This window comes from Alcaligenes pakistanensis (assembly GCF_014652815.1).
Lineage (GTDB): Bacteria > Pseudomonadota > Gammaproteobacteria > Burkholderiales > Burkholderiaceae_B > Alcaligenes > Alcaligenes pakistanensis.
Window position 1 is genome coordinate 542,613 of record NZ_BMZN01000001.1, and the last position, 21,218, is coordinate 563,830.

The window sequence follows — 21,218 nt, forward strand, 5'->3', positions numbered from 1 at the left end:
TCTGCGTGACTTGCTAAATCAATCCAGCCCATCAGCCGGTTCCGCCAATATCGCCGGTGAACCGGACGACATATACAGGCTGAGCGTACAAGCCACCGAGGCGGCCAGCCAGAACAGAAAAAAAGCCACCGTATAAAAGGTCAGTCGATCTACTTGCATATGTCCAAGTACAACAATGTCCAGCGGGTCCACCAAAGCAAACACAATTGCGCTTAACACCCCAGCGACCAGGAATGAAGGCCACAGTATCCACATCAACGATCGGATGGTCATTCGTACCCCCTTCTTGAACGGAAACATACTTCTCTCAACCCTAGCGTAACGGTGAATCGACCACTCTTAGCGCTGCTCGCGGGCAGGCTCTGTTTTACTGACAACCAAGCCTTGCTTGACTCCGCCGTCCACAATCCCTTGACTACTGAAGTTCTGGAAGGCCAACACGATAGTAATGGCACATCCAACGATAGCCAGAGCCGGTCCGGCCATCAGCAACCAGGGCCACGGCTCACGCCACCAGGGTCCACTGTCCTTTGATTCGTCCATGTTTTGCTCTTTATAAAGTTACTTAGGGATATAAAAACTACTACGTTCGTTCACGTAGGTCTTGCGGCCTTGCTCATGCTCGCCCACGGCTTGAATAGAAATATCATACAGGCCCGGCTTAGCGCTACTTATTGGGACTTGCACCACGACCGGCAATAAACGGTTGCCTGCAGGTGCAACATGAATGCGATCCTGGCCGTTCTCAGTCAAGTGAATACTCGCGCCTTCCAGGCCCGTCACGGACAATTGCAACTCCATAGCCTCTTCCGAGGTATTGATGACCTGCAAGCGGAACACGTTTTCAATCAGGCCACCCGGCACTTCACGCCCTAGGGCTCCCCGGTCGCGGATCACGTCCACACGCATAGGCGTGCGCGTTGCCAATGTGTAGACAAAGGCACCACAAATCACCGCCAGGATCAGAATGTAAGAAATAACACGCGGGCGCAGCATGCGACGTCGTACTTGCGGCTGCGTCATACGCTCCTTGATGGCACGCTCGGAGGTATAGCGGATAAGCCCTTTCTCGTAGCCCATCTTGTCCATGACCTGATCACAGACGTCCACACAGGCGCCACAGCCAATACACATGTATTGCAGGCCGTCACGGATGTCGATGCCGGTCGGACAGACCTGCACACACAGGCTACAGTCCACGCAGTCGCCCATGCCCGCTTCCTTGTGGTCGATCTTGCGAGATCGTCCGCCCCGGGTTTCACCCCGTACAAAGTCGTAGGTCACCACAAAGGTATCGCTGTCCACCATGGCGCTTTGGAAGCGCGCATAGGGGCACATGTATTTACAGACGGCTTCACGCATGAAACCGGCGTTACCCCAGGTGGCAAAAGCATAAAACAAAAGCCAAAACCACTGCCAGGGGCCCAGGGACAAGGCGATCAGCTCGCCGCCCAGTTCACGGATAGGAGCGAAATAACCAATAAAGGTAAAGCCGGTCCACAACGCAATGACCACCCACAGGAAATGCTTGGTAGCTTTGAGACGTAATTTTTTGGCGTTCCAGGCTTGTTCATCCAAGCGGATGCGTGCCAGACGGTCACCTTCCACCTTGCGCTCGACCCACATGAAGATCTCGGTATAGACCGTCTGCGGACAAGCGTAGCCACAGAATAAGCGGCCCGCCATGGCGGTAAAGAGGAAGAGGGAAAAGGCTGATATCAGAAGCAGCACCGTCAGGTAGATCACGTCCTGGGGCCACAGAATCATGCCAAAGATGTAGAACTTTCGTTCCAGCAGGTCGAATAGCACCGCCTGACGGCCGTGCCATTCCAACCAGGGCAAACCATAAAAAATGATCTGCGTTAAATACACCATCCAGATCCGCCAACGGGCAAAAACGCCTTTGACGGATCGTGGATAGATTTTGCTGCGTACATCGACCAGCGCCTTCTCGACTTGCGGAGAGGTTCCACCCGCCCCTTTGGTGTTACGTGGAGGTTGCCACTTGGGCACATTACCCTGCGCATTGTCAGCACCGGGTTGGGAAGAATCACTACTCATTGCAAGTCCTGAAGGCGTCAGATCAATTTAAAACACATTAGTTAGCCTGGGCAGGCTCAGCATTGGACAAGCCCCAGACCCAACCAGCCAGCAAACGGATCTGCTCAGGAGTCATGGTGCTTTTCTGAGCGGGCATCTCGTTAGTACGCCCCTGCAGAACCGTTTGAACGATCGTGGCTTCAGAACTGCCATACAGCCAGTAGTCGTCCGTCAGGTCAGGTGCGCCCAACAAGGTATTGCCTTTGGCATCGGCACCGTGACAGGCAAAACATGCGCTGTCATAGACACGTTTACCAGCGACCAGACGCAGAGGATCGGCAGCCAGGCCCGACAAAGAACGCACATACTGCGCCACATCAGAGGCTTGAGCGGGGGTGAATTGCGCTTGTGGCGGCATCATCCCGGTACGGCCTTCAGTAATGGTGTGCAGAATTTGCTCGGGCTCACCGCCCCACAACCAGGCTTTGTTAGCCAGGTTAGGGAAGCTAGGAGCACCTTGTGCATCCGAGCCGTGACACTGAGCGCAGTTGTTCAGGAACAGGCGCTGACCAATTTCACGGGCTTCCTGATCGCGAGCGATCTCTTCGATAGGCATTTCGCGGTAGCGAGCGTAAACAGGCTCCAGACGAGCATTGATCTCAGCCTGTTGCTGTTTAACCTGCTGACCGGCGGAAAAGCCCAGCGTGCCTTTGTAATTACCCAGGCCGGGGTACAGCACCAGATAACCCAGGGCAAAGATACACAGACCGATGTACATCACCGTCCACCACAGAGGCACGGGGCTGTTCAGTTCGGTCAGGTCGCCGTCCCAGACGTGGCCAGTTTCTTCGACTTCAGCCGTCTTGCCCAGAAAAGAGCGCTGGGTGTAGAGCAACCACAGACAAAAGACGATACCGAGCAAAGCGATGCCGGAAATCCAGAGGCTCCAGCCATTAGAAAAAAAGTCACTCATTCGAACCCCCAGGGTTTTTATCGTTGCTTCCCTCGTCGGGCAAGGCGAAAGGCAGGAGAGCAGCTTCCTCGTTGGCCTGGCGACGTCCCCGAGAGAACGCCCACCAGCAAATGCCAAGGAAGGTCACCATCGCCAAAGTTGTCATAACGGCGTTGATGATAGCGACCATTTAGAAGCTCCCTTGCTCCACAGCCTTGGCGGCTGCGTCGCGGCTAGCTACGCCCAACCCTTGCAGATAAGCAACGACCGCATCTTCTTCGGTCTTGCCTACCAGCTGGTCAGGAGCAGCATCGATTTGTTCCTGGGTATAAGGCACACCCAGCGTACGCAGGACATTCATGCGAGCCTGAATGTTTTCGCCTTCCACCGAGTTCTTCTGCAGCCATGGGTAGGCAGGCATATTGGACTCTTTGACCACGTCACGCGGGTTGCGCAAGTGGATACGGTGCCATTCGTCGCTGTAACGCTGACCCACGCGAGCCAGGTCAGGACCGGTACGCTTGGAACCCCACAGGAAGGGATGGTCGTACACGGACTCACCAGCCAGCGAGTAAGGGCCGTAACGCTGTACTTCGGACTGCAGCATACGAATCTGCTGCGAGTGACAGCCTACGCAACCTTCACGAATGTAAATATCGCGACCAATCAGGTTCAAAGGCTCGTAAGGCTGGATGCCTTCGGTAGGCTGGGTGGTCGAATGTTGAAAGAACAAGGGTACGATCTGAACCAGACCCGCAATGGAGATCACCAAGATGCTGAGAATAATCAGTAGCCCGGTGTTTCTCTCAATCGAGGCGTGCGAGAAACGCTTATTAGTGTCATTAGCCATGATTTAACTCCTTAGGCCAGCAAAGTGGTTTGACCCACCAGCGCTGGGTCGCGGGCATCTGGATTCTTGAGTGGCACAACAGGGTTGATGCCTTTCTGACCGGAACGAACCGTCAGGAACACGTTCCAGGACATGATCAGGATACCGGTCACAAAGAAGGCGCCGCCCAAAGCACGGATAGCGTAGAAGGGGTACGTTGCCTTCACGACTTCCACGAAGCTGTAGGTCAAGGTGCCATCAATACCGGTAGCACGCCACATCAGACCTTGCATCACACCGGCAATCCACATCGCGGCGATGTACAGAACCACGCCCAGGGTAGCCAGCCAGAAGTGCAGATCGATCAGACGGGGTCTGGCCATCTCAGTGCGGCCATACAGACGTGGAATCAGGTAGTACAGGGAGCCAAACGTAATCATGGCAACCCAGCCCAGCGCACCAGAGTGCACGTGACCAATGGTCCAGTCGGTGTAGTGCGACAAGGCATTGACGGTGCGAATCGCCATCATCGAGCCTTCAAATGTCGACATACCGTAGAAGGACAGTGCCACCACCATGAACTTCAAAATAGCGTCTGTACGCAGCTTGTGCCAGGCACCCGACAAGGTCATGATGCCGTTGATCATGCCGCCCCAAGAAGGTGCCAACAAGATCAGGGAGAACGCCATACCCAGGGACTGAGTCCAGTCGGGCAAGGAGGTGTAGAGCAGGTGGTGAGGGCCGGCCCACATGTACGTAAAGGCCAGCGCCCAGAAGTGGACGATGGACAGACGGTACGAGTAGATAGGACGGTTGGCCTGTTTGGGGATGAAGTAGTACATCATGCCCAGGAAGGACGTGGTCAGGAAAAAGCCCACGGCATTATGGCCATACCACCACTGAACCATGGCGTCCTGTACACCGGCGTAAGCCGAGTAGGACTTCATGAAGCTGACAGGCATTTCCAGGTTGTTGAAAATGTGCAGTACAGCAATGGTGACGATGTAGGAGCCAAAGAACCAGTTGGCCACATAAATGTGACGCACGCGGCGCTTGACGATAGTGCCAAAGAACACAACGGCGTAAGCCACCCAGACCAGTGTGATCAGGATGTCGATGGGCCATTCCAGTTCGGCGTATTCTTTGGAGCTGGTGTAACCCATAGGCAGCGTGATGACCGCAGCCACCAGCACAGCTTGCCAACCCCAGAAAGTGAACGCTGCCAGCTTGTCGCAGAACAAACGGGCCTGACAGGTACGCTGCACCACATAGTAGGATGTCGCGAACAAGCCGGTGCCACCAAAGGCAAAAATCACAGCGTTAGTATGCAATGGACGCAAACGCCCATAACTAAGCCACGGTGTGTCGAAATTGAGTTCTGGCCAAATCAACTGCAAGGCAATAAAAAGGCCTATTGCCATGCCGATGACGCCCCAAAATACGGTCATGATGGCAAACTGCCTCACTATCCCGTAGTTGAAGACTTCGGCGTTATTTCCGACTGCATCGGAAGTGCCCATTTGCTTCCCCTAAACAAATATTGTTAATACAAGCGACAACAAGGTACATCATCCAGCAAGTCGGTAATTCGCTACTTGATGCTTATCAAAAAACTTCGGAAAGCACGCGCTCGCGCGTGTTTCCGCCCTGCAGACTGCGTGTCGCCGACCATTTGCAGGGCTAAAAAACAAATCAGTGGATATCAGGTATCGGGTGGACGCTGCGCGCCAGACAGGCTGACGGTGGAATCATCATCGAGCAAGATGGAATCAGCCGCATTGCCCGCATCTTCAAACTGGCCGGCGAAAATAGCCCACCAGAACGAGATGCCAATGACAATGATCAGAAAAATGGAGACAGGAATCAGGACCAGCAAAGAGCCGAACATATCAGCCCTGCCTTGCCGCTGGACCGGTCCATTGGGCAGGCACCTCGCGGGTGCGACTGCGATAGATGCGCCAGGAGTTGGCGGCAACAACCAGAGAGGACACCAGCATGCTGACGGCAGCTAGCCAAGGGGCCACAATGCCCAGCGCAGCCAGAGGCGTCATGAGCAAATGCCAGACAATCGAGCCGTACAAGTTTTGACGGGCGATGCGACCAGTGTGCTGGGTAAGTTGTACGACTTCAAATTCGCTCTTGGCAGGTCGTGCCAACAGGCTGGCATGGGCTGCAGCCACGGCTGAAGGAACCGACATGGACATGGCACAGGGACAGCTCATGACCAGCAAGGCCACCACGACGGGCACGGCCTGAGAGGGATCGAGCCAATACCAGACCAGACCCAAAACCGCCGCCAGAACCAGCTGAATACTGACAAACCAGAATGCCAAGGTATTGGCGTGGCCGGTAACAGATTGGCGGAAACGTTCGATGAGGTCATGCGAAGCTGACTGCGTAACGGACTGGCGCGCACAAAGCTCCAGATAACGGGCCGTCAGCAAAAAGGCCACAAACATGGTGACTGAGTCGTAATAGACCTCGCCCTTCTGAGTCCAGGTGTTGAGCACACTGGGCAAAAAGGCACCGACAATCCCCAAGGCAACCGGTACGTCCATGCCAACGCGGCCCACGGACAGACTCTCTACAGCCCCTTTTAGGATGGGCCAGGCACAGTACAGGACGACAGGCATAGTCAGGCACAGGCTGGCCCAATTCATGAGCACAATCACCTGCGACAAGGATTCGATATCAGCTGGAGAACTGCTGAACGAGCGCATATAGCCGGGAAACGCGAACATCATCACCTGCATGGCGGCCAGCCAAGCAAGGCCCAGGCGGGCTAAGGTGTGCCGCCGACGCGACCGTTGCTCATCAGAAAGAGGCTTGGGTAGAGAGAAAATCGAATATGCGCGCATGGAAGGACTATAAGCCACTGATATTTCTTCATTCTTGATTTAAATCAATACGACTTTGCTTCGATCCTATATCGTTGTCCTTATGCATCTTGTTCAGGCCGTTACCCCCCCAACGCGGCGCTAACTGTTCAATGCTTTCAGGCTGCTTTAGCAGCCTTTTTTTTATTCCACACTTAAAGCATCAATCAATCTGATCAAGTATTTCATGCTCAGGTTCGATACCTCTTATTGCTGGAGTTACCTCATCAAGCGCACAGAGTCTACCACGCCTCTTTCCTATGAGAACGCCTGGAATATGGGGACTTTCCATAAGAAAATTCATTGCTACCGAGAATGCCAATCAGTTCTCAGATAGCGACTAGATGCTTGAATCTTGAATTTAAAAATAGATAATTCTGGCAGCCCTCATTCCCGCTCGGTCCAAGACTGATTTCAATCATAGTCAGTCTGTGTTTCAGCTCTGCTTTTTCAGCAAAAACTCACCTCGGATAGCGCCCTATTCCATGCGCAGCGATGTTGCCTATTCGCCGTGCCTGGCTCTGCCTTACTCCCCCTAAGGAGCAAGCATAAAAAAGCAGCCCACCGACTGGAGCGTACGGTGGGCTGCCTGCACTCAAAGAAGGGGCTATCTACCCTTCCCTGTCTTGCTTATGCCTCGGACGAAGCAAACTGCTCGGCTTCTGTCGAACCAGCCAGCGCTGTCGTCGAGGACTTACCGGCTTCTACTGTCTGAGTGACAGCATCAAAGTAGCCTGTACCCACTTCACGTTGGTGCTTCACAGCGGTAAAGCCCAAAGGAGCGGCCGCAAACTCTTTTTCCTGCAGCTGAACGAAAGCACTCATCTGGTTACGGGCGTAGCCGTGCGCCAACTCGAACATGCCGTAGTTCAGTGCGTGGAAGCCAGCCAGGGTGATGAACTGGAACTTGTAGCCCATAGCACCCAACTCGCGCTGGAACTTGGCAATGGTCGCGTCGTCCAGGTTCTTTTTCCAGTTGAACGAGGGCGAGCAGTTGTAAGACAGCATCTTGCCTGGGAACTGACGGTGAATAGCTTCCGCAAAGCGACGGGCGTATTCCAGATCTGGCGTGGAGGTTTCGCACCAGATCAGATCTGCGTAAGGAGCGTAGGCCAAACCACGGGCAATGGCCTGATCCAGACCAGCACGAGTGCGGTGGAAACCTTCAACCGTACGCTCTTCCAGAATGAAGGGGTGATCGTATTCATCTACGTCGCTGGTAATCAGATCCGCTGCATCTGCATCGGTACGAGCCAGCAAAATGGTCGGTACATCCAGCACGTCAGCAGCCAGACGAGCAGCGACCAGCTTGGACACGGCTTCACGGGTAGGCACCAGCACTTTGCCACCCAAGTGACCGCACTTCTTGGCCGATGCCAATTGGTCCTCGAAGTGAACGCCTGCCGCACCTGCAACAATCATCGCTTTCATCAGCTCGAACGCGTTCAGCACGCCACCGAAACCGGCTTCCGCATCAGCCACGATAGGCGCGAAGTAATCGGTATAACCTTCGTCGCCTGGATTAACCCCTTCCATCCACTGGATCTGATCACAGCGGGCCAGGGAGTTGTTGATGCGACGCACTACGGATGGCACCGAGTTGACGGGGTACAGGGACTGGTCGGGGTACATTTCGCCCGCACTGTTGGCGTCACCCGCCACCTGCCAACCCGACAAGTAAATCGCTTTCAAACCGGCCTTGACCTGTTGCATGGCCTGGTTACCCGTCAAGGCACCCAATGCGTTCACAAAGGGTTCTTGATTGATGGATTGCCACAGACGCTCTGCGCCACGGCGAGCCAGTGTGTGCTCCTCGACCAGAGAACCACGCAAACGAATGACTTCCTCAGCGGTATAACCACGCTTGATACCTTGCCAGCGTGGATCTTCTGCCCAGCGTTTTTGCAAATTGCGGATCTCAGTTTCTCGAGCATTCATGATGGACTCCTAAGAAGGATTTAACAGTGAACAAGATGACTACAGTCTACTCAAATGCTGCACCGCAACCATGTTTTATATCTTATATAAGAGTAATTATTTTTACTTTTAAAATCATATAGATAGTTAATTTATTTCGAGATATGAAATTACTTACCTGCTTATGAAATAGAAAACTGTGCGCCGCGACAGGACTTTTTTGCATACTGAGACAAGGATTTCACAATGTGGGATAATCGTCCTTATACCGCCCGGTGGGCGCCTGCTCGCTGCACCGGCCCCCTGATTTATTTCTGCAGCACCCGCCAATGAGCAACACCTCCCCTCTTAAAGACTCGCCTCTTGGGCACGATGTGGTTTACCCCACACACTACGATCCCAGTGTCTTGTTCGGTATTGAACGTTCCTTGAACCGCCAGTCGCTTCACATTCCCGAACAATGGCATGGTGCCGATATCTGGAACGGTTACGAGACCTCTTGGCTCAACCCCAAGGGCAAGCCGGTCGTGGCTCTGGCCCGGTTTGTCATTCCCTGGAATAGCCCGCGCATCATCGAGTCCAAATCATTCAAGCTGTATCTGAACTCTTTTAATGATGAAGTCGTAGAGGATATGGCCAGCCTCGTCCAGCGTATGGAACAAGACCTGAGCGCCGTTGCAGGCGCGGCCGTCCAGGTCAGCCTGATCCCTTTACGCGCTTTGAACGGCCAACCCATCACTGCGCTGGAAGGCCAGTCTATTGATGAGCTTGATATCAGCATTCAGGACTACACGCCTCAGAGTGACCTGCTTACTTGCTTGCCCAAGGCCGCAGTCGTGACGGAATCCCTGGTGTCGGATTTGCTCAAGTCCAACTGCCCGGTCACAGGCCAACCCGATTGGGGCAGCGTGCAAGTGCGGTACACCGGACCGCAAATCGACCCCGCTTCCTTGCTGCGCTATATTGTTTCACTGCGTCGTCACACCGAGTTTCATGAGCACTGTGTAGAGCGGCTCTATAGCGATATCCAACAAAGCTGCCAACCTGAACGTCTGCTGGTTTATGCGCGCTACACCCGTCGCGGTGGGCTGGATATCAATCCCTGGCGCAGCAGTCATGCCGATAGCGTGGAAGAACCACGTCTGGCACGCCAGTAATCTATCTAGCGCGTATCAAACCCTCTAAGCCCAGCCACTTTGGGCTTGCTAAAAGCCCGCCCCACAATCAGAGGGCAGGTATGGAAAAACCCCAAAAACGTCATAGCATTTTTGGGGTTTTCTTTTAAAGCAGCATGATGCTGCCACGACCAGACTACTTACGCCTTGGTCGCGCGTCCTACTGTCGACGCCACATACACGGCCAAGCCAGCTGCCGTCCAATAGCCAATAGCAGCCCCATACCAAGGGGCCTGAGTCAGGCCCACGTCCAGCAGCAAACCAAAGCCCACGGGCGCAATCGACGAGCCCACATCCATTCCTGAGTACACCAGGCCGTAAACGGCTCCGGTGGAGCCTTTAGGCGTGACACGGCGTATGAGCATATCGCGCGAGGGCGAAGCAATGCCTGAGCAAAAGCCAGCCGCCCCCACCACAAACAAAGCCAGAGACGGCATCACCCAACCTGCGCCCAGCACCAAAAGCAAGGTTCCCGAGACGCACAGGGAGACAAATACAATTACTTCGGAACGAGGCGTGGTGGAGGCAATAAACCCACCTACAAACATACCGGCAGCCGAGGCCAGCATGAAGCCAGACAAGGCGGTACCGGCCACAACCTTATCAATCCCATACGTGTTGTGCAGCATGGGGATGGTGTAGTTTTGCACCACTGCCATGGCCGCTGTAGCGAAGGCAAAGAACAGGAACGCTCCCCACAGAGAGGGACGCGACAGCAAAGTAGACAAGGTAGTCCAGACCGACTCTTTGCTTTGTGGTCGGGTCTGTACACCACCGGCAGCCGTCCGCCCCGCCAAGGCATCCCGATTCAGCAAGACCAGCACCAGAATGGCGGCGATCAAGGCGGCTGCAGCCAGCACAGCCACACGCCAATTAAAGTAAATAGTCAGTGTCGTAATAAAGACTGGCGTCAACGCCCAGCCCAGATTTCCCGTCAAACCGTGTGCGCTGAAGGCATGACCCAGGCGAGCCGGACTGACACGATGATTCAAAATGGAATAATCGACAGGATGGAAGACGGCATTGCCCACGCCACCAATAAGAGCAGCTGCCAGCAACATGCCATAGCCATTAGCGGTACCAATCAGCAACGCCGCCACAACAAAACAGGACAAGCCCACTTTCAGCACCGGCAAGGCACCGATACGATCAACCAGAAAACCGGAGGAAGCCTGCCCAAAACAGGACACCAGATAAAAGGTGGTGACCAAGCCGCCCAAGGTCAGGAAGTCGTAACCAAACTCCTGACCCAGGGAAATATAAAGCGTAGGCAGAATCAGCTGAAAGAAGTGCGAGCTGGCGTGTGCAATACCGATAACACCAATAACCCGCCAATCCTGTGAACCGTCAGGCCCCGCCCCATCCAGCGTCGATGTTGTTGAATTAGCCATTTGTCTCAGATCTGCTTTTTCTTGATTTCCGGCCAAGCCTTTTGCAAGTAGTAGCACATAGACCAGACCGTCAGGACCGCAGCCACAATAATCAGGGCTTGCCCAATAATCCGTGTTGGCAGTCCCATGACAGGCGACCAGTACAGCAAACAAGGAATGGCAATCATCTGTGCGGCGGTTTTGAATTTACCCAAACGATGTACGGCCACACTACCACTGGCACCAATCTTAGCCATCCATTCCCGCAATGCCGAAATGGTGATTTCACGGCCAATAATAATCAGCGCGATAAAGGCATCCACACGGCCCAGATCCAGCAGGACCAGCAATGCAGCTCCCACCATCAGCTTGTCAGCCACCGGGTCCAGAAAGGCACCAAAGGACGAGGTCTGGTTCCAACGACGGGCCAGCCAGCCATCGAACCAATCAGTGGCGGCAGCCACAATAAAGACGGCAGCAGCCCATAGATCGCGGGTATCGGCTGCCAACCAACCTTCTGGCAGGTAATACAAGACCACGATCAAAGGGATCAGAACGATGCGCAGCCACGTCAGGGCAATGGGCAGATTAAAAGGCATAGCTTGGATACCAACCTAATTTAAAACAAAGGCTCTCGCCTATCGTAAAGCATGATAAATGCGTTCGGCCAGTTCAGTGGATATTCCATCAACCGCACTAAGCTCATCAATACTTGCATCGGCAACGCCGCTAAAACCACCAAAGCGAGCCAGCAGCCGCTGACGCCGCTTGGCGCCAATCCCGTCAATGTCTTCCAGTCGTGACACATTACGCGTTTTGGCACGTTGGGCACGCATGCCCGTAATGGCAAAACGGTGGGCTTCGTCACGTACCTGAGCTACCAACATCAGTGCGGCGGACTCCACCCCCAAGGCAACCGGGGGGCGTTCATCGGCAAACACCAAGGTTTCCAGACCTACTTTACGCTTTTCGCCCTTGGCTACGCCGACCAGGACATGAATATCCAGACCCAGTTCCACAAAAACCTGGCGAGCGATTTCAACTTGCCCCTTGCCACCATCAATCAAGACGATATCGGGCAAAGGGGCCAAACCTTCGGCAACCCGCGAGAAACGTCGGTTCAGCACCTGGCGCATTGCCGCATAATCATCGCCCGGCGTGATGCCCGCAATGTTGTAGCGGCGGTAAAGCGAGTTCTGCATCTCATGGTGTTTATAAACCACACAGGAGGCCTGCGTGGCCTCGCCTGCCGTATGGCTGATATCAAAACACTCGATATGCAAGGCGTCCAGCTGGGCTTCGTCCAAATCCAGCTGAAGAGCCTCCGCAAGAGCTCGGGTACGGTCAGCGCGGGCAGTGGATTCGCTAAGCACGCGGGCCAGCGCCAGACCCGCATTTTTGGTGGCTTGCTCCAGCCATATCTTGCGTACACCCTGCGGGCGCACTACGACACGTGCTTTCACACCGGTTTGCTCGGCCAGCAAGGTCATCAAGTCCGCATCCGGCAAGGAGTGCGAGCAGACCAGCACAGGCGGCATGCGGCGTTCCAGATAGTGTTGGGCGATAAAGGCCGCCAATACATCGCTGGGGGTATCGTCGTTGATCTGGGTAGGAAAAAAGGCCCGGTCGCCCAGATGGCGTCCACCCCGCACCATGGCGAGGTTCACGCAGAACTTCCCGCCGGCATTCAGCACCACAATAATGTCTACGTCTTCCTTGCCCACCTGCTCCATGCTTTGCTGCTGTAGCACGGCAGACAGGGCTTTCATCTGGTCGCGCAAGGCAGCGGCCTGCTCAAAATCCAGGGAGTCGGAAGCCTGCATCATGCGATCTTGCAGTTCACCCAGGATTTCGGTGGTGTTCCCATCCAGGAAGTGGATAGCCCGTTGCACATCCATTTGGTACTGCTCGGGTGAAATCAAGTTCACACAGGGCGCAGAACAGCGCCCGATCTGATGCAGCAAACAGGGGCGACTACGGTTGGCGTAGACGCTATCCTCACAGGTGCGCAAACGGAACACACGCTGCAGAATCTGTATGGTTTCACGCACTGCCCAGGAGTTGGGGTACGGCCCGAAAAAATGCCCCTTCCCGCTGGTACTGCCCCGGTAATAGGCAATACGCGGCGCCTGGTGGGCGCTGATCATCAGGTAGGGGTAGGACTTGTCATCCCGGAACAGGATGTTGTAGCGCGGCCGCAGACGCTTGATGAGGTTGTTTTCCAGCAGCAAGGCCTCGGCCTCGCTGCGGGTCACGGTGACTTCAATACGCACGACGCGCGCCACCATATGCGCAATACGGGGACTGCTTAGCGTTTTTTGGAAGTACGAGCTGACACGACGCTTGAGATCACGCGCCTTGCCTACGTACAGCACCTCGCCCTGTTCGTCGATATGCCGGTACACGCCCGGCAAATTCGGCAAATCAGACAGATAGGATTTTAGATTGAAGTCCGCGGGCATATTGATAGTGTTCATCCGCTTGCAAAGCGTCCCAGTCCAAAGCCGGTGTCGTAGGCATCAAACGACGAATGCGGTCTTGCGATTCTGCTGAAATAGTGAAGTCCAGACGTGCCAGCAAGTCGTCCGCCAGATCGGGGCGATTACACACCAGCACCATATCGCAACCAGCTCCCAGAGCGGCTTGCGCACGGGCCAGAATATCGCCCACAACGGTGGCGCCTTCCATCGTCAGGTCGTCAGAGAAGATCACGCCGTCATAGGCCAGAGCTTTGCGTAGCACGCGCTGGATCCAGTATGGCGAGAAACCGGCAGGCAGCGGATCGACTTTGGAATAGATGACGTGAGCAGGCATCACAGACGGCAGCTGTAAGGTGCCCAGCCAACCGTAGGGCGCCGCGTCCTCGTCCAGGATTTCTTCCAGCGTACGATCATCGACCGGGATTTCATGGTGCGAATCAGCCTCGACCCCACCATGACCAGGAAAGTGTTTACCGCAAGCGGCCATGCCTGCTTTATTCAAACCACGGATCAATCCAGCGGCCAGCATGGACACGGCGCGTGGGCTTCGGTGGAAAGAACGGTCGCCAATAACCTTGCTGACACCCCAGTCCAGATCCAGAACCGGCGTAAAGCTCATGTCCACACCGCAGGCACGCAATTCAGCAGCCAACACATAACCGGTGTCAGCGGCCACGGCAGCAGCCTTGACGGCGTCGCGGGTCCACAGCTGGCCTAGCTGGCTCATGGCTGGCAGGGTGGTAAAGCCATCTTCACGGAAACGCTGGACTCGCCCCCCTTCGTGATCGACGGCGATCAGCAAGGGCTCGTTACGCACTTCGTGAATGGACTGACACAGGGTGGTCAGTTGGGCACGGTTTTCAAAGTTGCGGCTGAACAAAATCACGCCACCAACCAGCGGGTGACGCAGGCGCTCGCGCTCCTGATCGGTAAGGACCATGCCTTGCACGTCCACCATGACCGGGCCCGGAGGCAATACTGCTTGCGAGGAAGAACTCATTTAGTGTCAGACTCAGCTAAGGATAAGGAGGAAATGGCAGGCGCTTTGGCTTCCAGCACGACAAAGGCCATGGCCATATCGGATTCGTCGGTCAGGGAAATATGAACAGCCCCATAACGGGCATCAAACCAGCTTTGCAGCTCAGCAGACAAGCGCACGACGGGACGGCCACCGGGCGCATTCAAGGTTTGCATACGCGACCAGGCCATCGGCATACGCATACCCAGTCCCACCGCTTTGGAAAAGGCTTCTTTAGCCGCAAAACGGGTAGCCAGATACCGCAAGCCTCGCACCGGATCGCGTGCCTGACGACGGGCATAGACTTCTCGCTCCTGCTCGCCCAGGATACGCTTTACAAAGCGCTCACCATGACGAGCCAAGGCGCGCTCGATCCGATCAATACGGATCAGGTCGGTGCCGATGCCGGCAATCAAACCGGGCTGTATTGGGGGCATGATGTCATCAGAAAAAAGACAGCGAAAACGGCCTGTGCCGCCTACCAGCTTGCAATGATACCGTGAGAGCGCCGAATACAAAAACGGCCCTGCCTGGGCAGAGCCGTTTTTGATCAAGAGGAACCAGGCTTAAAACGCGCGCTTATCCACGACACGCTTGGCCTTGCCAGTGATCGTACGCTCGACCATGCCGGCAGACTGCACACGAATTCGTGCGCTGACGCCAATAAAGGTCTTGATCGAATGGCTCAGGCGGCGGGCCAGCTGCTCGCGCTGGGCATCGTCCAAATGATTGAACTCGGGACGCACTTCCACCAGAATTTCCAGCTCGTCCATATTGCCATTGCGGCTCAGCACCAACTGGTACTGGGCAGCCAGTTCAGGCATTTTCAGAACCAGTTCTTCGACCTGGGTCGGGAACAGGTTCACACCGCGCACAATGACCATATCGTCGCTGCGACCCGTAATCTTGCCGATACGACGCATGCTGCGCGAAGTAGGTGGCAGCAGTGAGGTCAGGTCGCGGGTGCGGTAGCGAATGACGGGCATGGCCTCTTTGCTCAGCGAGGTAAAGACCAGCTCACCACTTTCACCTTCGGCCACAGGCTCGCCGGTTTCCGGATTGATGATTTCAGGGTAGAAATGGTCTTCCCACACCACGGGGCCATCCTTGCTTTCTACACACTCCATCGCCACGCCAGGGCCCATCACTTCGGACAGGCCGTAGATATCCACGGCGTCGATACCGGCACGCTGCTCAATATCCAGACGCATCTGCCCCGTCCAGGGCTCGGCACCAAAAATACCGATACGCAAAGAGGTATCGCGTGGGTCCATGCCTTGACGCTCGATTTCTTCCAAGATATTGCAGAAATACGAAGGCGTAACCAGGATCACGTCAGGACGAAAATCCTGGATCAGCTGAACCTGCTTTTCAGTCTGGCCACCGGACATGGGGACTACCGTGCAACCCAGGCGCTCGGCACCGTAATGCGCACCCAAGCCACCTGTGAACAAACCGTAGCCGTATGCAACGTGAGCGATGTCGCCGGGGCGAGCACCACCCGCCCACATAGAACGGGCAAACAAATCTGCCCACGTGGAAATATCATTGGCGGTGTAACCCACCACGGTAGGTTTACCGGTGGTACCGCTGGAAGCATGCACGCGTGCTACCTGTTCACGGGGGACCGCAAACATCTTGAAGGGGTAGTTATCACGCAGGTCCTGCTTGGTCGTGAAAGGAAATTTAGAAATATCCGACAATTGCTTCAAATCGTCGGGATGCACGCCCGCCTCATCAAATTTCTGCCGGTAATGCGGCACATTGTCGTAAGCGTGTTGCAAGGTCCATTTCAGACGTTGCAGCTGCAAGTTACGGATTTCGTCAACACTTGCATGCTCGATAGCATCGCGGCCAACCTGTTCTTTAATTGCTGTCATGGTGTACTCCTGCCCTGCCGCTGGTGTGGTACTTCCGACCCCCCCGGGTCCACAGGGTATGTAACGTCAAAAGGTTTATTTTTTCTCAATTCCGCCCAGTACCGTGCCATTTAGCCGATACGAGCGCCCACGGAACAAGGCAATACGCTTGTCGTTCTGGTTGACCACTTCGATGTCATACACACCGGTGCGGCCTGCCAGGGAAGCCTCGACAGCACGAGCCGTCAGGACATCCCCTTCAAAGGCAGGTGCCAAGTAATCAATGGTGCAACCTGAAGCCACGGTCGGTGCATTGCGAGAATTGCAGGCAAACGCAAACGTGCTGTCAGCCAAAGCAAAAATGAAACCACCGTGACAGGTCTTGTGACCGTTCAGCATGTCGGCACGCACCGTCATGCTCATATCGGCCGCACCGGGTGCCACGGTATCCAGGCTCAGGCCCAAGGCCTGGGATGCCTGGTCATTGCTATACATATGCTCGCTGACCTGTTGAGCCAGCGCTTGTGGATCTTCAACAGCAAGTGCGTTGCTTTGCATTACTTTCCTTTGAATTGGGGGGCACGCTTGCCCAGAAATGCGTTAACACCCTCGCGATAATCCCCGGATGCACCCAGTTCACGCATCAAATCGCGCTCTAGGTCCAACTGTTGATCAAGCGAATGGGCATCACTGGCATAAATTGCTTTCTTGGCATAGGCCAGACCCTTGGTAGGTGCCTGAGCAAAATGGACGGCCAACTCATCCAGGCGAGCCTGGAAAGCGTCATCGTCAACACATTCCCAGATCAAGCCCCATTGAGCAGCCTGCTCGGCCGAGAGCTTATCGCCCAGCAAAGACAGACCCATAGCGCGTGCTGTACCCACCAGACGCGGCAGGAAGAAGGTGCCGCCGGTATCGGGCAGCAAACCCAGACGACAGAACGGCTGGATGAAGCTGGCCGAACGAGTGGCAATGACGAGGTCACCAGCCAAGGCCAGATTGGCCCCGGCACCCGCCGCCACGCCATTGACCCCCACCACGACGGGGGCCGCCAGGGCGCGCAGTCGACGCACCAAAGGTCCGTAGAACTTTTCAATCGTGGCACCCAGATCCACAGGCGCATCGCCTGCACTCATCTGGCGCTCGGACAAGTCCTGGCCGGCGCAAAAGCCGCGACCATTACCCGTCAGAATCAATACGCGCAGATCCGCGCACTGCTCTACCTTATCCAGAGCCTGTGCCAGCTCAGCGTGCATATCGGCCGTAAAGCTGTTGAGCTTGTCCGGACGGTTCAAGGTAATGCGCGCTACGCCATTTTCCAGCTGAAATTGAATACTTTGGTCAGTCACCTGGCCACCCTCCTTTAGAAATGCCAACGAGTCTGGACGACGCGGAAACGGTTAGCCACATAGGCCGAATCCGACAGGGATGCGTTGGCAGCCGGGTTGGCGCCCGTACCGTGGAAGTCGCTGTAGGCGGCGGTCTGGTTAATGAACACAGCGCCGGTCAGGTTCAGGGACAAGGACACGCCGGAACGCTCAGCCATGCGCTGAATCTTGGCAGTCACAGCATCATCGGTACTGTAGGCCGACAAAGTCAGTGCACCGTGCTCGACCACGTTGCGACCTGCCACTTCAATGCTTTGCTCGGTCGAATCGGTTTGCACCACAAATACGATGGGGCCAAACCACTCTTGCTGGATCTCGGGCTGATCCACACGGGCCTGCAAGACCAGTGGAGTGCGCACACGAGCATCCGGGAAGGCGGGATGTTCCAGTGTCAGGCTATCTGCCAGAATAGGCATGCCCAGTTGGCGAGCCTGATCAATACGTTGTGCGCAGGCTTCGTTCTGTACCGCGCCGGTAATTTCAACCGCACGAGCAGGATCGGACACCAGTTTTTGCACCGCTTGAGCCAAGCCTTGAGCCACTTCGTCAAAACTCATTACGCCGTCAGCGGTACGGATACCATCACGGGGCACATAGATGTTCTGAGGGGCAGTACACATTTGGCCGGAGTACAGCGCAAAGGAGAAAGCCAGGTTACGGGCCACGGCCTTAAAGTCTTCAACCGAATCAATAATGACTTGGTTCACACCCGCTTTTTCGGTGTAGACCAAAGCGTGGCGAGCATTTTGCTCCAACCAGTTACCGTTTTGACTGCTGCCGGTAAAGTCGATCAGCTTGACGGCTGGACTCATGGCCAGCTGCTGAGCCGTATCTTCTTGTGGCTCGTGAGCGGCCAACAAGACTACATTAGGGTTGAAGCCCGCTTCAGCCAATACTTCGCGAGCAATCGCAACGGTAATCGCCAAGGGCAGAATCGCGCCAGGGTGCGGCTTCACAATCACTGTATTACCGGTTGCCAACGAGGCAAACAGGCCGGGGTAACCGTTCCAGGTCGGGAAAGTGGAGCAACCAATCACCAGACCGATGCCACGGGGCACCACTTTGAACTGCTTTTTCATCTGGATAGGATCATGTTTGCCCTGGGGTTTGATCCACTCAACCAGACCAGGAATACGAGCCATTTCCTGCCAGGCGTAGGCCACGGCTTCCAACGCACGTTCCTGAGCGTGAGGGCCACCTGCCTGAAAGGCCATCATGAAGCCTTGACCGGTGGTGTGCTGCACGGCGTGGGCAATTTCAAAACTGCGCTTGTTCAGGCGGTGCAAGATTTCCAGGCAGACCCCAACCCAGGCCTGCGGGCCGGCGTCGCGCCAGCTATCCAGCGCCAATTGCGATTGGGCCACCAATTGGTCTACAGATACTTTGGGATAGCGGATACCCAGGTCAAAACCAAAAGGCGACTGCTCATTGCCTACTTCACCTTGTACGCCTTCCAGCGCCAATGGAAAGGCTTTGCCACGGTAAGCCTCAAAAGCAGCCTGACCGTCCTGAGCCGCCGTCTCGCCATAGGCGCGAGGGCTAGGATTTTCAGGATAAGCGCTCCAGAAATTGCGCTCCAGAATGCTGCTCAAGGCTTGATCCAGCGTTGCCTGATGCGTCTTGAAAAAATCTGCTGCCATACAATGTGCTCCTGAAACTAGTAGGACGCCAAGCGGGGAAGCTGGCGTCCAGATTCTTGAAAAACCGCTGTTTTTCTGCGGTCTTAGGTTTCCTGATCGAAGTCAATCACCACCCGGTCGGTCACCGGAAAGCTTTGGCAACTGAGCACGAAACCACGGGCGACTTCGTAATCTTCCAGTGCAAAGTTGGCGTCCATATCCACTTCGCCCTCTACCACTTTGCAACGGCAGGTGGAACAAACCCCACCTTTACAGGAGTAAGGTAACTCCAGTCCTTGCTCCAGAGCCGCGTCCAAAATACTGCTATTGCTCTTGCTGATGGTCAGGTTGCGGGTGATACCGTCTTGAATCACGGTTAGTTCGCACTCTTCCTTGCCCGGTGCCTTGCGCGACTCTTCGCCCGTACGCAGAGCGCGGGGGCCTTTGGGGGCGCCGAACAGCTCGAACTTGATCTGGGATTTTTCCAGGCCATTTTCCTGCAAGGCAGCAACCACCTGCTCGCTCATGTCCTGAGGACCACACACAAAGGCCACGTCCACGCTGCTTGGATCGAACCATTGCTGCATCAGCTGGCGCACTTTCTCGCCATCCAGACGACCATTGAACAGGTCAATATCCTGCGTTTCCCGGCTCATGATATACACGATGGAGAAACGTTCCATATAGGTGTTTTTCAGGTCCTCGATCTCTTCGCGGAACATGATGGCCGACGAAGCACGATTACCAAAAAACAGCGTAAAGGTAGAATTAGGTTCGGTATTCAGCGCGGTTTTCACCAGCGACAGAATCGGCGTAATCCCGCTACCCACGGCAAAGGCGGCGTAACGGTGAGCCTGACCGGGCTCGAAATCCACCGTGAAGTTGCCATCCGGTGGCATCACTTCCAGGGAGGCACCGGCTTCCAGATTGCTGTTGGCCCAGGTAGAGAAAGCACCATCATTCACGCGCTTGATCGCCACGCGCAACAAACGATCGTGAGGCGCAGCACAGATCGAGTAAGAGCGGCGCAGTTCCTGGCCGTCCAAATGGGTGCGCAAGGTCAGGTACTGACCGGGGCGAAACTGAAACACATCCTGCAAATCGTCGGGCACAGTAAAGGCCACCACCACTGCATCGCGAGTGCTGCGGGAGACCGAGGCCACAGGAAGAGAGTAAAACTGACTCATAGGATTAATGCGCCTTAAAGTAATCGAATGGTTCACCGCAGCTGATGCAGCGATACAGCGCCTTACAGGGGGTGGAGCCAAACTGGCTGATCACCCGTGTATGCGTGGACCCGCATTGAGGACAAGCCACCACAGGCGCCTCGGGCTGGCTTAGCAAACCAGAAATATCAACCGCATTCTGGGCTGGGGGAGCGATACCGTAATCTCGCAAGGCCACTTTGCCCTGCTCGCTCATCCAGTCGGTCGTCCAGGCCGGCGACAGCTTGGTATCGACACGAACCTGCTCGATGCCAGCCTGCTGCAAAGCCTGCTCAATCGAGTGGCTCATCTCGTACATCGCCGGACAACCGGAATAGGTCGGTGTGATGGTGACCACACACACGCCCTCTTCCCAGTTCACGTCACGCACAATGCCCAGGTCCAGTAGGGAGATCACCGGGATCTCCGGGTCTGGAACCGTGGCCAATACCTGCATAACCTGCTCGGTGCTCCAGGTCTGTGTCATGGC

At 55.4% G+C, this 21,218-nt stretch carries 22 protein-coding genes; 1 reads left to right on the forward strand and 21 read right to left on the reverse strand.

Going from position 1 to position 21,218, the window contains the following annotated elements; genetic code table 11:
- Positions 1 to 18 precede the first annotated feature (18 nt).
- The 10 genes from IE156_RS02465 to aceA form a co-directional block, all read right to left on the reverse strand.
- Positions 19 to 273: a hypothetical protein gene (locus IE156_RS02465; RefSeq protein ID WP_189390892.1), complete on the reverse strand. Its 255-nt coding sequence runs from the start codon at positions 271 to 273 to the stop codon at positions 19 to 21.
- Between the two features lie 66 nt (positions 274 to 339).
- On the reverse strand, positions 340 to 543 hold the full coding sequence (locus IE156_RS02470) for a FixH family protein (RefSeq protein ID WP_189390893.1): 204 nt from the start codon (positions 541 to 543) through the stop codon (positions 340 to 342).
- Between the two features lie 18 nt (positions 544 to 561).
- Complete coding sequence (gene ccoG, locus IE156_RS02475; protein WP_189390894.1) at positions 562 to 2,061, reverse strand: cytochrome c oxidase accessory protein CcoG; 1,500 nt, start codon at positions 2,059 to 2,061, stop codon at positions 562 to 564.
- A gap of 37 nt (positions 2,062 to 2,098) precedes the next feature.
- Positions 2,099 to 3,013, reverse strand: a complete 915-nt coding sequence (ccoP, locus tag IE156_RS02480) for a cytochrome-c oxidase, cbb3-type subunit III (protein WP_189390895.1) — start codon at positions 3,011 to 3,013, stop codon at positions 2,099 to 2,101.
- Positions 3,006 to 3,182, reverse strand: coding sequence for a cbb3-type cytochrome oxidase subunit 3 (locus tag IE156_RS02485; protein WP_189390896.1), 177 nt, complete (start codon positions 3,180 to 3,182; stop codon positions 3,006 to 3,008). The genes ccoP and IE156_RS02485 overlap by 8 nt, the downstream gene beginning before the upstream one ends.
- Complete coding sequence (gene ccoO / locus IE156_RS02490; protein ID WP_189390897.1) at positions 3,183 to 3,842, reverse strand: cytochrome-c oxidase, cbb3-type subunit II; 660 nt, start codon at positions 3,840 to 3,842, stop codon at positions 3,183 to 3,185.
- Between the two features lie 11 nt (positions 3,843 to 3,853).
- Positions 3,854 to 5,341, reverse strand: coding sequence for a cytochrome-c oxidase, cbb3-type subunit I (ccoN, locus tag IE156_RS02495; RefSeq protein ID WP_189390898.1), 1,488 nt, complete (start codon positions 5,339 to 5,341; stop codon positions 3,854 to 3,856).
- Positions 5,342 to 5,523: 182 nt separating this feature from the next.
- Positions 5,524 to 5,709, reverse strand: a complete 186-nt coding sequence (gene ccoS, locus IE156_RS02500) for a cbb3-type cytochrome oxidase assembly protein CcoS (RefSeq protein ID WP_189390899.1) — start codon at positions 5,707 to 5,709, stop codon at positions 5,524 to 5,526.
- A 1-nt stretch (position 5,710) separates the two neighbouring features.
- A complete protein-coding gene (locus tag IE156_RS02505) occupies positions 5,711 to 6,679 on the reverse strand; it encodes a P-type ATPase actuator domain-containing protein (protein ID WP_189391389.1) in 969 nt (322 codons plus the stop codon).
- A 648-nt stretch (positions 6,680 to 7,327) separates the two neighbouring features.
- Complete coding sequence (aceA, locus tag IE156_RS02510) at positions 7,328 to 8,635, reverse strand: isocitrate lyase (protein WP_189390900.1); 1,308 nt, start codon at positions 8,633 to 8,635, stop codon at positions 7,328 to 7,330.
- A 308-nt stretch (positions 8,636 to 8,943) separates the two neighbouring features.
- Here aceA and queF point away from each other — a divergent pair, with 308 nt between their 5' ends.
- On the forward strand, positions 8,944 to 9,771 hold the full coding sequence (gene queF / locus IE156_RS02515; RefSeq protein WP_189390901.1) for an NADPH-dependent 7-cyano-7-deazaguanine reductase QueF: 828 nt from the start codon (positions 8,944 to 8,946) through the stop codon (positions 9,769 to 9,771).
- A gap of 158 nt (positions 9,772 to 9,929) precedes the next feature.
- Here the strand turns inward: queF and IE156_RS02520 are convergent, their stop codons facing one another.
- From IE156_RS02520 to paaD, 11 genes are all read right to left on the reverse strand, one after another.
- Positions 9,930 to 11,180 (reverse strand): MFS transporter, encoded by a 1,251-nt coding sequence (locus IE156_RS02520; protein ID WP_189390902.1) that lies wholly within the window; start codon positions 11,178 to 11,180, stop codon positions 9,930 to 9,932.
- A gap of 5 nt (positions 11,181 to 11,185) precedes the next feature.
- On the reverse strand, positions 11,186 to 11,758 hold the full coding sequence (gene pgsA, locus IE156_RS02525) for a CDP-diacylglycerol--glycerol-3-phosphate 3-phosphatidyltransferase (RefSeq protein WP_189390903.1): 573 nt from the start codon (positions 11,756 to 11,758) through the stop codon (positions 11,186 to 11,188).
- 39 nt (positions 11,759 to 11,797) lie between these two features.
- The gene (gene uvrC, locus IE156_RS02530) at positions 11,798 to 13,621 is read right to left on the reverse strand and encodes an excinuclease ABC subunit UvrC (protein WP_189391391.1); all 1,824 of its coding nucleotides are present in this window, start codon (positions 13,619 to 13,621) and stop codon (positions 11,798 to 11,800) included.
- Complete coding sequence (gene nagZ / locus IE156_RS02535; RefSeq protein ID WP_189390904.1) at positions 13,584 to 14,639, reverse strand: beta-N-acetylhexosaminidase; 1,056 nt, start codon at positions 14,637 to 14,639, stop codon at positions 13,584 to 13,586. The genes uvrC and nagZ overlap by 38 nt, the downstream gene beginning before the upstream one ends.
- Entirely contained in the window at positions 14,636 to 15,094 is a 459-nt protein-coding gene (acpS, locus tag IE156_RS02540) for a holo-ACP synthase (RefSeq protein ID WP_189390905.1), read from the reverse strand. The genes nagZ and acpS overlap by 4 nt, the downstream gene beginning before the upstream one ends.
- A 129-nt stretch (positions 15,095 to 15,223) precedes the next feature.
- Complete coding sequence (paaK, locus tag IE156_RS02545) at positions 15,224 to 16,537, reverse strand: phenylacetate--CoA ligase PaaK (protein WP_189390906.1); 1,314 nt, start codon at positions 16,535 to 16,537, stop codon at positions 15,224 to 15,226.
- 75 nt (positions 16,538 to 16,612) lie between these two features.
- Positions 16,613 to 17,074 (reverse strand): hydroxyphenylacetyl-CoA thioesterase PaaI, encoded by a 462-nt coding sequence (gene paaI, locus IE156_RS02550; protein ID WP_189390907.1) that lies wholly within the window; start codon positions 17,072 to 17,074, stop codon positions 16,613 to 16,615.
- Positions 17,074 to 17,865 (reverse strand): 2-(1,2-epoxy-1,2-dihydrophenyl)acetyl-CoA isomerase PaaG, encoded by a 792-nt coding sequence (paaG, locus tag IE156_RS02555; RefSeq protein WP_189390908.1) that lies wholly within the window; start codon positions 17,863 to 17,865, stop codon positions 17,074 to 17,076. Before paaG ends, paaI begins: the two co-directional genes overlap by 1 nt.
- A 14-nt stretch (positions 17,866 to 17,879) precedes the next feature.
- The gene (gene paaN, locus IE156_RS02560) at positions 17,880 to 19,544 is read right to left on the reverse strand and encodes a phenylacetic acid degradation protein PaaN (protein ID WP_189390909.1); all 1,665 of its coding nucleotides are present in this window, start codon (positions 19,542 to 19,544) and stop codon (positions 17,880 to 17,882) included.
- Between the two features lie 83 nt (positions 19,545 to 19,627).
- Positions 19,628 to 20,710, reverse strand: a complete 1,083-nt coding sequence (gene paaE, locus IE156_RS02565; RefSeq protein ID WP_189390910.1) for a 1,2-phenylacetyl-CoA epoxidase subunit PaaE — start codon at positions 20,708 to 20,710, stop codon at positions 19,628 to 19,630.
- Between the two features lie 4 nt (positions 20,711 to 20,714).
- Complete coding sequence (gene paaD / locus IE156_RS02570; RefSeq protein ID WP_189390911.1) at positions 20,715 to 21,215, reverse strand: 1,2-phenylacetyl-CoA epoxidase subunit PaaD; 501 nt, start codon at positions 21,213 to 21,215, stop codon at positions 20,715 to 20,717.
- Positions 21,216 to 21,218 lie beyond the last annotated feature (3 nt).

Excerpts from the sequence above, each read along its gene's own strand:
- IE156_RS02470 (WP_189390893.1), bottom strand. The coding sequence starts at position 543 with ATGGACGAATCAAAGGACAGTGGACCCTGGTGGCGTGAGCCGTGGCCC.
- ccoG (WP_189390894.1), bottom strand. The coding sequence starts at position 2,061 with ATGAGTAGTGATTCTTCCCAACCCGGTGCTGACAATGCGCAGGGTAAT.
- uvrC (WP_189391391.1), bottom strand. The coding sequence starts at position 13,621 with ATGCCCGCGGACTTCAATCTAAAATCCTATCTGTCTGATTTGCCGAAT.
- paaI (WP_189390907.1), bottom strand. The coding sequence starts at position 17,074 with ATGCAAAGCAACGCACTTGCTGTTGAAGATCCACAAGCGCTGGCTCAA.
- paaK (WP_189390906.1), bottom strand. The coding sequence starts at position 16,537 with ATGACAGCAATTAAAGAACAGGTTGGCCGCGATGCTATCGAGCATGCA.
- acpS (WP_189390905.1), bottom strand. The coding sequence starts at position 15,094 with ATGCCCCCAATACAGCCCGGTTTGATTGCCGGCATCGGCACCGACCTG.
- paaE (WP_189390910.1), bottom strand. The coding sequence starts at position 20,710 with ATGAGTCAGTTTTACTCTCTTCCTGTGGCCTCGGTCTCCCGCAGCACT.
- ccoO (WP_189390897.1), bottom strand. The coding sequence starts at position 3,842 with ATGGCTAATGACACTAATAAGCGTTTCTCGCACGCCTCGATTGAGAGA.
- queF (WP_189390901.1), top strand. The coding sequence starts at position 8,944 with ATGAGCAACACCTCCCCTCTTAAAGACTCGCCTCTTGGGCACGATGTG.
- IE156_RS02520 (WP_189390902.1), bottom strand. The coding sequence starts at position 11,180 with ATGGCTAATTCAACAACATCGACGCTGGATGGGGCGGGGCCTGACGGT.
- paaN (WP_189390909.1), bottom strand. The coding sequence starts at position 19,544 with ATGGCAGCAGATTTTTTCAAGACGCATCAGGCAACGCTGGATCAAGCC.
- aceA (WP_189390900.1), bottom strand. The coding sequence starts at position 8,635 with ATGAATGCTCGAGAAACTGAGATCCGCAATTTGCAAAAACGCTGGGCA.
- paaD (WP_189390911.1), bottom strand. The coding sequence starts at position 21,215 with ATGACACAGACCTGGAGCACCGAGCAGGTTATGCAGGTATTGGCCACG.
- IE156_RS02505 (WP_189391389.1), bottom strand. The coding sequence starts at position 6,679 with ATGCGCGCATATTCGATTTTCTCTCTACCCAAGCCTCTTTCTGATGAG.
- ccoP (WP_189390895.1), bottom strand. The coding sequence starts at position 3,013 with ATGAGTGACTTTTTTTCTAATGGCTGGAGCCTCTGGATTTCCGGCATC.
- nagZ (WP_189390904.1), bottom strand. The coding sequence starts at position 14,639 with ATGAGTTCTTCCTCGCAAGCAGTATTGCCTCCGGGCCCGGTCATGGTG.
- ccoS (WP_189390899.1), bottom strand. The coding sequence starts at position 5,709 with ATGTTCGGCTCTTTGCTGGTCCTGATTCCTGTCTCCATTTTTCTGATC.
- IE156_RS02485 (WP_189390896.1), bottom strand. The coding sequence starts at position 3,182 with ATGGTCGCTATCATCAACGCCGTTATGACAACTTTGGCGATGGTGACC.
- pgsA (WP_189390903.1), bottom strand. The coding sequence starts at position 11,758 with ATGCCTTTTAATCTGCCCATTGCCCTGACGTGGCTGCGCATCGTTCTG.
- IE156_RS02465 (WP_189390892.1), bottom strand. The coding sequence starts at position 273 with ATGACCATCCGATCGTTGATGTGGATACTGTGGCCTTCATTCCTGGTC.
- ccoN (WP_189390898.1), bottom strand. The coding sequence starts at position 5,341 with ATGGGCACTTCCGATGCAGTCGGAAATAACGCCGAAGTCTTCAACTAC.